This window comes from Streptomyces sp. NPDC017095 (assembly GCF_044332325.1).
Taxonomy (GTDB): Bacteria; Actinomycetota; Actinomycetes; order Streptomycetales; family Streptomycetaceae; genus Streptomyces.
Genome location: NZ_JBIROU010000003.1, coordinates 42,233 through 56,730, shown reverse-complemented (window position 1 = coordinate 56,730; position 14,498 = coordinate 42,233). Strand labels below are relative to the sequence as shown.

Sequence of the window (14,498 nt, the reverse complement as noted above, 5' to 3'; positions counted from 1 at the left end):
CCGACCGCGCCGGGCGGGGCCGGCGGTCAGGCCGCCGGCTCCGCTCCCGGGGGGTTCTCGTCGTCGTCCTCGGGGAGCCGGCAGACCCGCTCAAGGAACAGGGCCGCCGCTATCACGCCGATCCCGGCCAGCAGCGAGAAACCGGCGTAGATCGCCTGGTCGCGGCGGGCCGGGAGGTCCAGCAGCTCCAGCAGGAAGACGCCCGTGCCGCCGTACATCCCGGCCACCAGGGCGGCGACCAGGGCGCTGGCCTGGCCGAAGACGACCGCGCGGGCGGCCATCAGCGGGTCGACGCCCTTGGCGCCGGGCCGCCGCTCGCGCTGGGCCCTCAGCCGGGCGCGCAGCGACAGCGCCGTCGAGAGCAGGACCACCGCGATCAGCGCGAGGACGACGGGGGCGGCCAGGGGGACGCTCGGCAGGGTCCCGACCGAGTTCCAGAGGCGGGCGCCCGCCCAGGACAGGACGCCGGCCACGACGAACACGCCGGCCAGCACCCTGATGCGCAGCTCTTTCACGGTGTCCCTTCAGCTCCCCCGGACCGTCCCGGACGGTACTCGTCTTGGTCGTGCACCGTCTTGACCTTAACGACTACTCGGGCAGCCGGAGTTCCAGGTCGTCCCGGTGCGTCACGCCGTCCCGGGTGACGGCGGAGAGCAGGTCGGCCACCGTGCCGCGGCCCGGGAGCTGTGCCTGCGGGTCCACGTCGTGCCAGGGCGCGAGCACGAAGGCGCGTTCGTGGGCGCGCGGGTGCGGCAGGGTGAGGCACGGGTCGTCCGAGGTGACACCGGCGTAGGCGACGATGTCGACGTCCAGCGTGCGCGGGCCCCAGCGCTCGTCCCGGACGCGGTGGAAGGCCTCTTCGACGGCGTGCGCCCGCTCCAGCAGGGAGGCCGGGGGCAGGGTCGTCTTGAGCACCACGACCGCGTTGAAGTACGACGGCTGGCTGCCGGGCTCGACGCCCCACGGCTCGGTCTCGTACACCGGGGAGACGGCCTTCACCCGGACGCCCGGGGTGTCCTCCAGGGCGTCGACGGCCCCCTGGAGGGTCTCCAGGCGGTTGCCGAGGTTGGAGCCGATGGAGACGACGGCCCACTGCGGGTTGTGCAGGGTGGTGTCGGCGGCGTCCACCTTCTCGACGACCGAGGCGGGCACCGGCTGGACGGTCGGGTCGCTGTGACCCGGGCGGAACGGTCGGGTCATACTCGGCTCCGGGTGATGGTGACGGTCACGTCGTCGAAGGGGACGGTGATCGGCGCGTCCGGTTTGTGGACGCAGACCTCGACCTCCTCGACCCCGTCGTGCTTCAGACAGGTCCGGGCGATCCGTTCGGCCAGGGTCTCGATGAGGTTCACCGGCTCGCCCTCGACCACGGCCACGACCTCTTCGGCCACGATGCCGTAGTGCACGGTCTTCGTCAGGTCGTCGTCGACCGCGGCCGGCCGCGTGTCCAGACCGAGGACGAGGTCCACGATGAAGGTCTGGCCCTCCTCGCGCTCCTTGGGGAACACCCCGTGGTGCCCGCGGGCCTTCAGGCCGCGCAGCGCGACACGATCCACGCGAATCACTCCTGCAATCGTCGGGAACGACCGGGCCGTACCGCGTGCGGGCGGTACGCCGGTCCTGGACGAATCTACCCGCGGGCACCGGCTCGGCCGGGCCGCGGGGGCGTGGGCCCGCGGCGGAACCTGGAGGGTTCACCGGGTGTTTCCCCCGGGAACCCGGCTCTGCCAGGGGCTGGTAGCCGCTTCTACCCGGCGGTAGGTGATTCCAACCACGTCCCGGTCCGCCGGGTCGGGTCCGCCGCGGGCGTGCCTGGTCAGGCGAGCGGGCCGTCATCCGGGGGCACGTCGTCCGCACCGGGGCCCTCGTCGTCGCCGCTCTCGGCCAGCACCGGGGAGGCGTGGTGCGCCCAGAGCTTCCAGCCGGAGGGCGTGCGCCGGAACACGTTCGTGGCGACGACGAGCTGGCCGACCAGCGGGCCCAGCTCCGCGCCCTCCTCCGGGGCGGGGCCGCCGCTGAGGATGTTCTCCGTGCAGGTGACGAGCGCGGTGTCACCGGTGACGGAGACGTGCACATCGGTCAGGAAGAACTGGATGTAGTCGGTGTTGGCCATGATCAGGGCGTACGACCTGAGGACCTCGCCGCGGCCGGTGAGCACCGGCCAGCCGGGGTGCACACAGGAGATCACGCCGCTGTCCGCGGGGTCGTGGTAGGTCTCGTCCACGCCGAGGTCCGCCGGCGTGAGCCAGAGGGCGGAGACCTCGTCGAAGTCCCCGCGCTCCAGTGCCTCGTAGAAGGCGGTGTTGGCGGCCTCGACCTGTTCGACGTCGGTGTGCGCGGTGCTCACCGCTCTCCTTCCGCCGGGCGCGGGCCCGGGGTGCCGGGCGCGTGCCGCGCCGGGCACGCCCCGTCCGCGCGCGCCGCGTCCACGGCCTGGGCCACGCGCACCGCGTCGGCGGTGGCGCGCACCTCGTGCACGCGCACCGCCCAGGCGCCGGCGTGCGCCGCGAGCGCGGAGACGGCGGCCGTGGCCGCGTCCCGCTCCCGGGCCGGCGGCGGCGCGCCCTCCGGTCCGGCGAGGACACGGCCGAGGAAGCGTTTACGGGAGGCGGCGACCAGCAGCGGGTGGCCGAGGGCGCGCAGCCGGTCCAGGTGGGCGAGGAGGGCGAGGTCGTGCCCGGCCCCCTTGGAGAAGCCGAGGCCCGGGTCGACGACGACGCGGTCCGGGGCGATCCCGCCGGCCAGTACGGCCTCCACGCGCGCGTGCAGCTCGTCCACGACTTCGGCGACGACGTCGTCGTAGACGCCCTTGACGTTGCCGCCCTGGAGGAAGCCGCGCCAGTGCATGACGACGAAGGGGGCGCCCGCGGCGGCGACCACCGGGATCATCGCGGGGTCGGCGAGGCCGCCGCTGACGTCGTTGACGAGGGCGGCGCCGGCGGTGAGGGACTGTTCGGCGACGCGGGCGCGCATGGTGTCCACGGAGACGACGACACCCTCGGAGGCGAGGCCGCGCACCACGGGGATCACCCGGCGCAGCTCTTCGGCCTCGTCCACGCGGGTGGCGCCGGGCCGGGTGGACTCGCCGCCGACGTCGACCAGGTCCGCGCCCTGGGCGACCAGGTCCAGGCCGTGTTTGACGGCGGCGGTCGTGTCGAACCAGCGGCCGCCGTCGGAGAAGGAGTCGGGGGTCACGTTCACGACCCCCATGACCGCGCACCGGTCCCATGCCGGAAGGCCGGCCACCCGGCCGCGCCCGCTGATGCTGTTCATACGTTCAGCGTAGGCCCCGGCCGGTACCGCCGAACGCGCGGCGGCCCGGGCGGCGGCCCCCGTGCCGGAGGGGCGGGGCCGGCGCCCGGGCCGGTTCCCGGGCCGCGGCACGCGGCGCGTCCGGATCAGGCCGCCCGGACGTCCCGTTCGCCCACCGCGTGCGCGCAGGGGCGGGCGAGGGCCGTACGGCGCCGGCGCAGGAAGCGCGGCAGCGGCACGGCGAGGTCGACGAAGCCCTCCGCCTGCATGGCGGCGAAGCCGATGCGGGGCAGGTCCGCGGAGGCCCGGTAGACCACGAACCGCGGCTCCCAGCGGGGCTGGAACTTGGCGTTGAACTTGTACAGCGACTCGATCTGGAACCAGCGCGAGAGGAACACCAGCAGCCCGCGCCAGGCGCGCAGCACCGGGCCGGCGCCGATCTTCTCGCCGCGCGCGAGGGCGGAGCGGAACATCGCGAAGTTCAGCGAGACCCGGGTGATGCCGAACCTCGGGGCGGCCTGGAGGGCGGCGACGATCAGCAGTTCGTTCATGCCGGGGTCGGCGGCGCGGTCGCGGCGCATCAGGTCCAGCGACACGCCGTCCTTGCCCCAGGGCACGAAGTGCAGGACGGCCTTGAGGTCGCCGAACTCGCCCGGTGCGTCGTCCTGCTTGTGCGCGGTGGCGATCAGGCAGTCGCCGTCGGCCGCGTCGCCGATGCGGCCGAGCGCCATGGAGAAGCCGCGCTCGGTGTCCGTGCCGCGCCAGTCCTCGGCCGCGCGGCGGATGCGGTCCAGCTCGGCGTCGCCGAGGTCACGGATGCGCCGCACCCGGGTTTCGTAGCCGGCCCGCTCGATGCGCTTGACCATCTGGCGCACGTTGCGCATCGCGCGTCCGGCCAGCGAGAAATCCGCCACGTCGACCACCGCCTCGTCGCCCAGTTCCAGGGCGTCGAGACCGGTCTCGCGGGTCCAGACCTCGCCGCCCGTCTCCGAGCAGCCCATGACGGCGGGCGTCCAGGAGTGGGCCCTGGCCTCGTCCATGAAGCGCTCGATGGCACCGGGCCAGGCCTCGACGTCGCCGATGGGGTCGCCGCTGGCGAGCATCACCCCGGAGACGACCCGGTAGGTGACCGCCGCCTTGCCGCTCGGCGAGAACACGACCGCCTTGTCGCGGCGCAGCGCGAAGTGGCCGAGCGAGTCGCGGCCGCCGTGCTTGTCCAGCAGGGCGCGCAGCCGGGCCTCGTCCTCCTCGGTGAGGCGGGCGGCCGGGTGTTCCGGCCGGAAGGCCAGGTAGGCGGTGGTGGCCGCGGTGATCCAGCCGAGCGCGCCGAGGGAGAAGGCGACCGTCCAGGAGGTGTTGCCCTGGTAGTCGACCGGTCCTTCGAAGCCCAGCAGGCCGTAGATGACGTGGGTCAGCCGGTCGGCCAGGCTCGGGTCGCCGATCGTCCGGTCCGGGTGGACGCTGACGATGACGAGCCCGAGGAGCAGCGAACCGGCGCTCATCAGCACGAAGTTGGCGAGCGCGCGCCACCGGCTGCGCGGGTCGGGCAGCGCGGCGAACTCCGCGCGGTGGCGCAGCAGCGGCACCAGCAGGACGACCGCGATGAGGACGCCGACGAGCGAGTGCCGGTAGGCGAACTGCGCCACCGCGCCCGCCGGGAGCAGCGCCACCGCGGCCCGCCAGGCCCGCCGCTTGCGCCGCCTCAGCCCGTGCGCGAGCAGCAGCAGCAGCACGCCCGCGCTGAGCGAGAGCGCCGCCGCGAACGGCCCGAAGGAGCCCGGCAGCACCTCGGCCAGGGCGTGCATCCGGCTGTGCCGGAAGCGCGGGAAGACACCCGCGGCGATGTCCAGGAGGCCCACCAGCGCGGCCGCCCGGCCGACCAGGGAGGGTACGGCTTCGGGGCGCGGGCCGCGCAGTATGCGCCGCGCCCGGCTTGATCGGCCCGGAACCCCGCCCGACACTTCCCCATCTATCCTGACAGACATCGCATCCCGTAGTTCTGCGAGAGACCTTGGACCCGGGCCCGTTCAGGGCATCCGGCGACATTGCGCCCTCTAGGACGGTGTCTCGGGGGGAGAGGTTCACTCCCTACCGGAAAGTCGGGTCAAAGGCCAAGGAAAGCCCCGGGCAAGTCCGCGCGACCGCGTGTGGACACAGTACGGGCGGAAAGCGCAGGCAGGGAACAGCCCATGGGTCTCACGAGCAACAAAGTGCTGGTGCTGGCGATAGTGGCCGCCGTCGTGCTGTTCATCGGCACGGTGTGGCTGTGGCCGCGGCTGGCCCGGCAGAGCTGGCGGACCGTCAGCGGACGGATCGGTCTGCTGCTGGCCACGCAGGCGGCGCTCTTCGTGTCCGTGGGGCTCGCCGCCAACCAGGCGTTCGGGTTCTACGCCAGCTGGGGGGACCTGTTCGGCACGGAGACCGACCAGGGGATAGTCGTCGACCACTCGGTGCACGGCGGCACCGGCGGCCCGCTCCAGGTGGTCTCCACCTCCGAGGTGCCCGGTGTGCGCGCCAAGCGGCCGGAGACCGGCGGACAGATCCAGAAGGTCGACATCATCGGCCGGACCACCCACATCGCCACACCGGCGTACGTGTACCTGCCGCCGGAGTACTTCCAGCCGCAGTACCGCACGCGCACGTTCCCGGCGGCGGTCGTGCTGACCGGCTACCCGGGCACCGCGCGTTCGCTGGTGGACAAGCTGGACTACCCGAGCACGGCGCAGCGGCTGACCAAGGACGGGCGCGTGCAGCCGATGATCCTGGTGATGCTGCGGCCGACCGTGGCGCCGCCGCGGGACACCGAGTGCGTGGACGTGCCGGACGGGCCGCAGGCGGAGACGTTCTTCGCGAAGGATCTGCCGGACGCCGTGCTCAGCCACTACCGGGCCGGCAAGCGGCCGGGCAGCTGGGGCGTCATCGGCGACTCCACGGGCGGCTACTGCGCGCTCAAGCTGGCCATGCACCACCCCGGCGTGTACGCGGCCGGCGCGGGCCTGTCGGCGTACTACACGGCGCCGATCGACCCGACCACCGGCGACCTCTTCCACGGTGACCGCAAGCTGCGTGATCGCGCCAACCTGTGGTGGGTCCTGGGACACCGGCCAGCGCCGGACACCTCGCTGCTCGTCACCAGCAGCAGGGTCGGCGAGCACAACTACAAGGCCACGATGAAGTTCATCGAGCAGGTGCAGGCCACCAACGTCACCCGCATCTCCTCGATCATCCTGGGAAGCGGCGGCCACAACTTCAACACCTGGCGGCGGGAGATCCCGCCGGCGCTCCAGTGGCTCAGCGGGCGGCTCACCGACCGCTGAACCGCCGCGTCCCGGGCGCCTCGTGGGCCCGTGGGATGGCCGTGTTTTTACGGGGCCGGGGCCCATGAAGTGCCTACGCGCGGTAAGTTTCTGGCCATGCCACGTGGACGCCACCGCCATTCCCCTCCTCTGCACCGGCTGTTGCCTCCCTCGGCGATCGCCGGCGTGTCCGTCGTCTGCGCGCTGGGTCCCTGGGCGTTCTCCGAGGCCACGGTGTTGCGCGCGCTGGCCGCCGCGGCCGCGGCCACCGCGGTCGCCGGCGCGGTCGTGATGCGCCGCTGGGACACGCAGGCGGGCCGGCAGGTCGCCGAACTCATGCGCGCGCGGGCCGGTGACGAGTGGCGCTTCGAGGAGCGGGTCGCCGAGCTGGAGACCGACCTGGAGGAGTCCCGGGCCCTGCGCGGGAAGCTGGAGCAGCGGCTGCGCGCCAAGCGGGCCGAACTGGCGGGCCTGCGCAACGAGCACGCGGCCCTGCTGCGCCGGTACGCCACCGCCGAGACCGAGCGCGCCAGCGCGCTGGAGGGCCGGCGGCTGCTGGAACTGGAGACGACGGCGCCCGGGCAGCGGCCCGCGGCCTCTTTGGCGCCCGCCCTGCCGCCCGCGCGGCGCGGCGCGCCCGCGATCGCCGGGCCCGCCCGGCCGGCGGCCCCGGCGTCTCCCGCGGACCCGCCGTCGGGAGCGGCCGGGGAGGGGCCGGCCGCGGCGGCGGTGTTCTCGCCCGAGGGCGCCCGGCTGTACCGGCGGGCCCTGACGGCGCTGGCCCGGCTCGACCCGGAGGCCCCGGGCGGATCGCCGGACCCGGCCGGCGGCGGCCCGGAGGGCGGGGGCGGCACGACCACCGGGGCCGGCCCCGGGACGGCGGAACCGGGGGCCGCGCTTCCCGGATCCGCCGGGGCGAACACGTCCGGGAGGGGTACGACGGGCACTTCCGGAACGCAGACCTCCGGAACGGAGACCTCCGGAACGGAGACCTCCGGGACGGACGCTTCCGGGGCGGCTGCCGAGGGTGGCGAAACCGAGACCGGGGCCGCCCGGCCCGTGGCCTCGGAGTCCGTGGCCACGGGGTCCGAGGCCACGGGGTCCGGGGAGCCTCCCGCGGACGCCGGCGCCACGTCGGCGAGCGGTCCCGGAACCCGGCCCGCCGCGCCGCCGTCCGCCGTGCGGCGGCAGCAGCCGTCGCCGGCCCAGCCGGCGGCCGGGCGCTTCGCGGTGCCGGCCGCGGTGGCCGTCGTACCGGCCCCGCCCGTACGGCGCCCGGTGACGGAGGGCGGATTCGACTTCTTCGGCACCCAGAAGGGCGCGCCGAAGGCCGCGCTGGACGCCGTGCAGAACGAGGACCTCGCCGATGTCGTCGGCCCCGAGGCGCTCGCCGTGCACAAGGCCGAGGCGGAGTCCGGCTTCAAGCCCGCCGACGAGCGGTCCCGGGGCGTCGGCCAGGTCATCGACCTGACGGCGCACGACGAGACCGAGCAGATCGACGTCCAGGGACTGCGCAGCGCGGCCTCCTGAGCCGTCGTCGGACCGCGCGCCCGGGCCCGGCTCCCCACGGGGGGAGCCGGGCCCGGGCGCGTGCCGGTCCGGGGCGCCGGTCAGCCGCTGGTCATCCACCGGTCCGGAAGGGCGTCCCCGCGGCCCGTACGGGATCTCTCCGCCTGCTCGTGCAGCAGCCGCGCGGCCTCCGCCGCGCCCCGCAGACGGCCCGTCACGGTCTTGTCGGCGCCGGTGTCCACGTGGACGTCGGCGAGCCCCAGGCAGCGCTTCCAGGGACCCTGGGTGAGCCGGACGCTCTGCACCTTGGCGTGCGGGACCAGCGAGAGCCGGCGGCACAGCAGGCCGCTCCGGGCGGCGAACACCGTGCCGGTGACCGCGAGCCGGTGCCCGCGCCACCACAGCGGCAGGCACCACCGGGCCCGGCGCGGCGGCCGGGAGAGCCCGGCCGGGACCGTCACCCCGGGCAGCACGCGCGCGAGGACCGACTCGGCCGCCGCGCGCGGGGCGACCGGAATCAGCACGGAGTTGTCGGAGCCGGCCACGTCGAGTTCGACCCGCACCCAGTCCCGGCGCCGCCACAGCAGCGGTTCCACGATCCGTACGGTCTGCACCCGGCCGGGCGGCACCGTCTCGTGCGTCCGGTCGAGCAGCCCGTGGTCGATGCGCAGCCCGTCCGGTGACTCGCTCACCGTCCAGTCGAACTCGGTGGCGAACCGGCCCCCGCCCCGCGCCCCGGCCGCGCCGAGCAGGGGCAGGGCGGTGGCCAGGACCGTCCACAGGTTGTGCGTGACCAGCCACAGGACGGCCGGCGCGACCAGCGCGACGCCCAGCGTGCCCCAAGTGGCGCCCGTCAGCGCCAGGGAGCGCGCCAGCTCGCGCGGCGGCACCCGCAGCAGGATGCGCGCCGGCGCCTCGCCGACCTCGCGCGCCGTCTCGGGCGCGAAACCCGCCGCGCGCGCGAGCAGCTCCGCGCGCAGGGCGCGCGCCTCCCGCTCGCCCAGGAAGGCCAGTTCGTCCTTCCTGTCGGCGCCCACCACGTCGATGCGCAGCTTGGCGACGCCGGCCACGCGCGCGAGCAGCGGACGGGAGACGTCCACGGCCTGGACGCGCTCCAGCCGGATGTGCGCGGTGCGCCGGAACAGCAGCCCGGTGCGGATGCGCAGTTCGGTGTCGGTGACGGCGTAGTGCGTGAACCACCAGGACAGGAAGCCGTACAGGCCGGCCGCCGGCACCAGTACCGCGAGCCCCAGCAGGAGCATCGTGTGGGTCAGCCGCGCGAGCTGCTGCTGGGCGCCGTTCGGGTCGTGCACCGCCCAGCCGGCCAGCACCGCGAGCGGCGCCCACGCCCGGCGGAAGGGCGTGACCGGATGCAGACGGCGCTCGGTGACGGGCGGGTGCCGCGGTATGCCGCCGTCCTGGTCGCCGGCGCGGCCCGGGGAGGTCACAGGCCCGCCGATCGTGCCTCGCCCAGCTCGGTGAGCCGATCGCGCAGGCGTTCCGCCTCGGCCGGGTCCAGGCCGGGGATGGTCGCGTCGGTCGCGGCGGCCGCCGTGTGCAGCTGTACGGTGGCCAGCCCGAAGCGCCGCTCCACGGGCCCGGACGTCACCTCCACCAGCTGCATCCGGCCGTACGGCACCACGGTCTCCTCGCGCCACAGGACACCGCGGCTGATCAGCAGGTCGTCGGCGCGCTCGGCGTAGCGCCAGGAGCGCCAGTTGCGCCCCAGCAGCCGCCGGCACCAGAGGGCGGCGGCCGGTGGCAGCAGCGCCCAGGCCGCCCACCACGGCCCCGCGAGCAGCCCCGGCAGCAGCCCGGCGGCCACCGTGAGCAGCGCCGTCCACACCGCCAGCAGCAGCCGGCGCATCCGCAGCAGGGCGGGTTCCAGCCCCCGCCACACCGGCTGGTCCGCCCGCGCCCCGGTCTCTTCCCCGCTCCCCGTTTCCATGCGTCCAGCGTACGTAGGGGAAACTGGGGCCATGACTCCTACGACGGAGACCACGGTCGGCATCGGCGGCGCGGCGGAGAGCACCGACATGGTGCTCAACATCGGGCCCCAGCACCCGTCCACGCACGGTGTGCTGCGGCTCAGGCTCGTCCTGGACGGGGAGCGCATCCTGCGCGCGGAACCGGTGATCGGCTATATGCACCGGGGTGCCGAGAAGCTGTTCGAGGCACGCGACTACCGGCAGATCATCGTGCTCGCCAACCGGCACGACTGGCTGTCGGCGTTCTCGAACGAACTGGGCGTGGTCCTCGCCGTGGAGCGGATGCTCGGCATGGAGGTCCCCGAACGGGCGGTGTGGACGCGCACCCTGCTCGCCGAGCTGAACCGGGTGCTGAACCACCTGATGTTCCTCGGCTCCTACCCGCTGGAACTGGGCGGGATCACGCCGGTGTTCTACGCGTTCCGGGAGCGCGAGGTGCTCCAGAACGTCATGGAGGAGGTCTCCGGCGGGCGCATCCACTACATGTTCAACCGGGTCGGCGGCCTCAAGGAGGACCTGCCGGCCGGCTGGGCGGCCCGCGCGCGGGAGGCCGTCGCCGTGGTGCGCTCGCGCATGGACGTCTTCGACGACCTGGTGCTCGGCAACGAGATCTTCCGGGGGCGCACGCGCGGGGTCGGGGCGCTCTCACCCGAGGCGGTGCACGCCTACGGCGTGAGCGGGCCCATCGCGCGCGCCTCGGGCGTCGACTTCGACCTGCGCCGCGACGAGCCGTACCTGGCCTACGGCGCCCTCCAGGACGTGCTGAAGGTGGTGACCCGCGCCGAGGGCGACTGTCTCGCCCGCTTCGAGGTGCTGCTGGAGCAGACCCACAACGCCCTCGACCTCGCCGACGCCTGCCTGGACCGGCTCGCGGAGCTGCCGCCGGGGCCGATCAACCAGCGGCTGCCGAAGGTGCTGAAGGCGCCCGAGGGGCACACGTACGCGTGGACCGAGAACCCGCTCGGCATCAACGGCTACTACCTGGTCAGCAAGGGCGAGAAGACGCCGTACCGGCTGAAGCTGCGCTCGGCCTCGTACAACAACATCCAGGCGCTGACCGAGCTGCTGCCGGGGACGCTGGTGGCGGACATGGTCGCGATCCTGGGCTCGCTGTTCTTCGTGGTCGGCGACATCGACAAGTAGGCCGCGCGGGGCCGCCCCGGGTCTGCCACGGCGGGCGCGGAGCAGTTACGGCGGTCGCGGGGCCGTTACGGGACCGGTTCCAGCGGGTCCGGGACGCCGACCGGCTGGAGCAGCCAGCCGAAGTCGCCGAGGCCGCCCGGTGCCGTGAGTTCGGCGGCCTCGCCGGCGCCGGCCAGGGCGCGCACGTAGGCGGCGGGGTCCGTGGAGGCCAGCGCGAGCGGAGGGCGCGCGCCGGTGAGGCCGAGGGCGTGCAGGGCGGCGCGTTGCGTGAGCAGGCGCGCGGGAGGAAGGTCGCGCGCCGGGGTGCGCGCGGTTTCGGAGGGCGTGCGGGTCGGTGCGCCCGCCGGGGCGGAGGCCGCGCGCGGCGCGTCCGGCAGCGGGCCCGGGGCCGCCGCGCACGCGTCGAGCGCGACGTGCGCCGTGAGGTCGCAGGTGCCGTCCGGCACGGGCGCCGTCTCGCGTCCCGCGCGAAAGCCGGTGAGCGTCCCGAACGGCGGGCGGGTGTCCGCGGTGTGCGCGTAGTCCACGGCCACCGCCAGGCCCCGCGCCACCCGGCCCACGGCCGCCGCCCAGGCGCGGTCCCGGGGCAGCCCGATCTCCGCCCGCAGCCCCTCCTCGGCCGGCAGCGGCCACCAGCGCGCCAGCCAGTCGGCCGCCGCGCCCGTCACCGGCTCCCCGAGCCGCTCGGAGCCGTCCGCCGCGACGAGCACCAGCCGGGGCACGCCCGCCGGGTCCACCTCGACCACGTCCACGGGGACGTTGTCCAGCCACTCGTTGGCGAACAGCAGCCCGGTCACCGCGTCCGGGACCTCGCGCAGCCAGGTGATCCGTCCGTCCAGGCCGGCCGGGCGGTCGGCGATCTCGACGGCGTACGCCCGCGCGCGGGCGGCCACCTCGGCCGGCAGCGCGGCGAGCACCCCGGTGACCAGTTCGCCGCGTCCGGCGCCCAGGTCGACGAAGTCCAGCACCGCGGGCCGCCCGAGCGCCGCGTCCACCCGGCACAGCAGCCGGGCGACGGCCCGCGCGAACAGCGGGGAGGTGTGCACGGAGGTGCGGAAGTGACCGGCCGGGCCCTCCGGGCGCCGGTAGAAGCCGCCCGGCCCGTACAGCGCCGCCTCGGCCGCCGCGCGCCAGCCGCGCGGGCCCGGCCGCCCGCCCGGTCCCTGCGCCGTCGTCGTCTCATCCGTCACCGGGCCAGCGTAGGGGCCCGAACGATCACGGCATCCACCTTGGGGAGTACACGCGCCGGGCGCGGATCGGCCCATCGGTTGACCCCTGCACGCATCCGGTTTCCCTACGCTGGGTTACGTGCAGCGCCTCTATGACTTCCTCCGCCGTCACCCGACCGGGGTCGACGCCTTCTGGGCCGTCGTCCTGTTCGGGATGTCCGGACTGAGCGTGGTCAGTCTCGACGGGGTGCGGGACCACCACGGGACGGTCCCGGCCGGGCTGGCCGTGTCCGCCGTCCTGTGCGCCGTCGTGGCGCTGCGCCGCCGTCTGCCGGAGCCGATGCTGCTGGTCGCCCTGGTGGCCGGGCTGGCCCAGCTGGTCCTGGACGTCGAGACGACCGTCGCCGACTTCGCCCTGCTGGTGATCACCTACACGGTCGCGGCGGTCGGCGCGCGCTGGTCCTCCCGGCTCGCCCTCGCCGTCAGCCTCTGCGCGGCGACCGCGGCCCAGATCCGCTGGCCGGCCGAGAACACCGGCTTCCCCGGGCAGGCCGCCATAGCGGTCTTCCAGACGGTGCCCTTCGCCCTCGCCTGGGTGCTCGGCGACTCCATGCGCACCCGGCGCGCGTACTTCGCCCAGCTGGAGGAGCGCGCGGCCCGGCTGGAGAAGGAGCGCGAGGCGCAGGCGAAGGTCGCGGTGGCCGCCGAGCGCGCCCGGATCGCGCGGGAGCTGCACGACGTCGTCGCGCACAACGTGTCGGTGATGGTGGTGCAGGCCGACGGGGCCGCCTACGTCATGGACGCCGCGCCCGACCAGGCGAAGACGGCCCTGGAGACGATCTCCTCCACCGGCCGCCAGGCCCTGGCCGAGATGCGCCGCCTGCTGGGCGTGCTGCGCACCGGCGAGCACCAGGAGAGCGGGGAGTACGTCCCGCAGCCCGACGTCGAGCAGATCGACGACCTCGTCGAGCAGTGCCGCACCTCCGGCCTCCCGGTCGACTTCAAGGTGGAGGGCACCCCGCGCCCGCTGCCCAGCGGCGTGGAGCTGACCGCGTACCGGATCGTGCAGGAGGCGCTGACCAACACCCGCAAGCACGGCGGGCCGGGCGCGGGCGCGAGCGTACGGCTGGTCTACTTCGACGACGGACTGGGCCTGCTGGTCGAGGACGACGGCAAGGGCGCCCCGCACGAGCTGTACGAGGAGGGCGGCGCCGACGGGCAGGGCCACGGTCTGATCGGCATGCGCGAGCGCGTCGGCATGGTCGGCGGCACGCTGGACGCAGGACCGCGCCCCGGCGGAGGATTCCGCATCAGCGCCCTGCTGCCGCTCAAGCCGGCGCACTGACCCCGGACCCCGCGCCCCCCGCGGGCCTTCGCACTCCCACAGGTGTCGCACCCTCCCACGGCGCCGGACGCGCCGCCCGAAGACCCCGAAGACCCCGAAGACACGGAAGAGGACCCGATGACGATCCGCGTGATGCTCGTCGACGACCAGGCGCTGCTGCGCACCGGGTTCCGGATGGTGCTCGCCGCCCAGCCGGACATGGAGGTCGTCGCGGAGGCGGGCGACGGTGTGGAGGCCCTCCAGGTGCTGCGGTCCGCCGCCGTCGACGTCATCCTGATGGACGTCCGGATGCCGAAGCTGGACGGTGTGGAGGCCACCCGGCGGATCTGTGCCGAGCCCGACGCGCCGAAGGTGCTTATCCTGACCACGTTCGACCTGGACGAGTACGCCTTCTCCGGGCTGAAGGCCGGTGCCTCCGGCTTCATGCTCAAGGACGTGCCGCCCGGGGATCTGCTGGCCGCCATCCGGGCCGTGCACAGCGGCGACGCGGTCGTCGCGCCCTCCACCACCCGGCGCCTGCTGGACCGCTTCGCGCCGATGCTGCCCTCCGCCGGCGGGGAGCCCCGGCACAAGGAGCTGCAACGGCTCACGGAACGCGAACGCGAGGTCATGGTGCTGGTCGCGCAGGGCCTGTCCAACGGCGAGATCGCGGCCCGGCTGGTGCTGAGCGAGGCGACGGTGAAGACCCATGTGGGCCGCATCCTGACCAAGCTGGGCCTCAGGGACCGGGTGCAGGTGGTCGTGCTGGCGTACGAGACCGGGCTGGTCCGGGCGGGCGGCCACGGCTGACGCCGGT

At 74.8% G+C, this 14,498-nt stretch carries 14 protein-coding genes; 5 read left to right on the top strand and 9 right to left on the bottom strand.

Annotated features, from left to right (window positions below):
* Nucleotides 1–26 precede the first annotated feature (26 nt).
* The 6 genes from ACH4OA_RS06405 to ACH4OA_RS06380 form a co-directional block, all read right to left on the bottom strand.
* Nucleotides 27–515 carry a DUF3180 domain-containing protein gene (locus ACH4OA_RS06405; protein ID WP_365873596.1) on the bottom strand — a complete coding sequence of 163 codons (489 nt, stop codon included), beginning with the start codon at nt 513–515 and terminating at the stop codon, nt 27–29.
* A gap of 73 nt (nt 516–588) precedes the next feature.
* A complete protein-coding gene (gene folK, locus ACH4OA_RS06400) occupies nt 589–1,200 on the bottom strand; it encodes a 2-amino-4-hydroxy-6-hydroxymethyldihydropteridine diphosphokinase (RefSeq protein WP_397947807.1) in 612 nt (203 codons plus the stop codon).
* On the bottom strand, nt 1,197–1,556 hold the full coding sequence (gene folB, locus ACH4OA_RS06395; protein WP_397943496.1) for a dihydroneopterin aldolase: 360 nt from the start codon (nt 1,554–1,556) through the stop codon (nt 1,197–1,199). Before folB ends, folK begins: the two co-directional genes overlap by 4 nt.
* A gap of 260 nt (nt 1,557–1,816) precedes the next feature.
* Nucleotides 1,817–2,347 carry a nuclear transport factor 2 family protein gene (locus ACH4OA_RS06390; RefSeq protein ID WP_397943494.1) on the bottom strand — a complete coding sequence of 177 codons (531 nt, stop codon included), beginning with the start codon at nt 2,345–2,347 and terminating at the stop codon, nt 1,817–1,819.
* Nucleotides 2,344–3,273: a dihydropteroate synthase gene (gene folP / locus ACH4OA_RS06385; protein ID WP_365873587.1), complete on the bottom strand. Its 930-nt coding sequence runs from the start codon at nt 3,271–3,273 to the stop codon at nt 2,344–2,346. Before folP ends, ACH4OA_RS06390 begins: the two co-directional genes overlap by 4 nt.
* Before the next feature lie 125 nt (nt 3,274–3,398).
* A complete protein-coding gene (locus tag ACH4OA_RS06380) occupies nt 3,399–5,237 on the bottom strand; it encodes a phosphatidylglycerol lysyltransferase domain-containing protein (RefSeq protein WP_397943492.1) in 1,839 nt (612 codons plus the stop codon).
* A gap of 204 nt (nt 5,238–5,441) precedes the next feature.
* Here ACH4OA_RS06380 and ACH4OA_RS06375 point away from each other — a divergent pair, with 204 nt between their 5' ends.
* Both ACH4OA_RS06375 and ACH4OA_RS06370 read left to right on the top strand, forming a co-directional pair.
* A complete protein-coding gene (locus ACH4OA_RS06375) occupies nt 5,442–6,569 on the top strand; it encodes an alpha/beta hydrolase-fold protein (protein WP_397943490.1) in 1,128 nt (375 codons plus the stop codon).
* 96 nt (nt 6,570–6,665) lie between these two features.
* Nucleotides 6,666–8,078, top strand: a complete 1,413-nt coding sequence (locus ACH4OA_RS06370) for a hypothetical protein (RefSeq protein WP_397967903.1) — start codon at nt 6,666–6,668, stop codon at nt 8,076–8,078.
* Nucleotides 8,079–8,158: 80 nt separating this feature from the next.
* Here ACH4OA_RS06370 and ACH4OA_RS06365 read toward each other — a convergent pair whose 3' ends face one another.
* Entirely contained in the window at nt 8,159–9,505 is a 1,347-nt protein-coding gene (locus ACH4OA_RS06365; protein WP_397943487.1) for a PH domain-containing protein, read from the bottom strand.
* Complete coding sequence (locus tag ACH4OA_RS06360; protein WP_365875459.1) at nt 9,502–10,005, bottom strand: PH domain-containing protein; 504 nt, start codon at nt 10,003–10,005, stop codon at nt 9,502–9,504. The genes ACH4OA_RS06365 and ACH4OA_RS06360 overlap by 4 nt, the downstream gene beginning before the upstream one ends.
* Before the next feature lie 31 nt (nt 10,006–10,036).
* On the opposite strand from ACH4OA_RS06360, the gene ACH4OA_RS06355 reads away from it, so the two are divergent.
* Complete coding sequence (locus ACH4OA_RS06355) at nt 10,037–11,188, top strand: NADH-quinone oxidoreductase subunit D (RefSeq protein ID WP_365875461.1); 1,152 nt, start codon at nt 10,037–10,039, stop codon at nt 11,186–11,188.
* Between the two features lie 65 nt (nt 11,189–11,253).
* On the opposite strand, the gene ACH4OA_RS06350 is transcribed toward ACH4OA_RS06355, so the two are convergent.
* Nucleotides 11,254–12,378: an SAM-dependent methyltransferase gene (locus tag ACH4OA_RS06350; RefSeq protein ID WP_397967900.1), complete on the bottom strand. Its 1,125-nt coding sequence runs from the start codon at nt 12,376–12,378 to the stop codon at nt 11,254–11,256.
* 118 nt (nt 12,379–12,496) lie between these two features.
* On the opposite strand from ACH4OA_RS06350, the gene ACH4OA_RS06345 reads away from it, so the two are divergent.
* A complete protein-coding gene (locus ACH4OA_RS06345; protein ID WP_397967898.1) occupies nt 12,497–13,702 on the top strand; it encodes a sensor histidine kinase in 1,206 nt (401 codons plus the stop codon).
* 117 nt (nt 13,703–13,819) lie between these two features.
* Nucleotides 13,820–14,491: a response regulator transcription factor gene (locus ACH4OA_RS06340; protein ID WP_365875467.1), complete on the top strand. Its 672-nt coding sequence runs from the start codon at nt 13,820–13,822 to the stop codon at nt 14,489–14,491.
* The last annotated feature ends 7 nt before the right edge of the window (nt 14,492–14,498 follow it).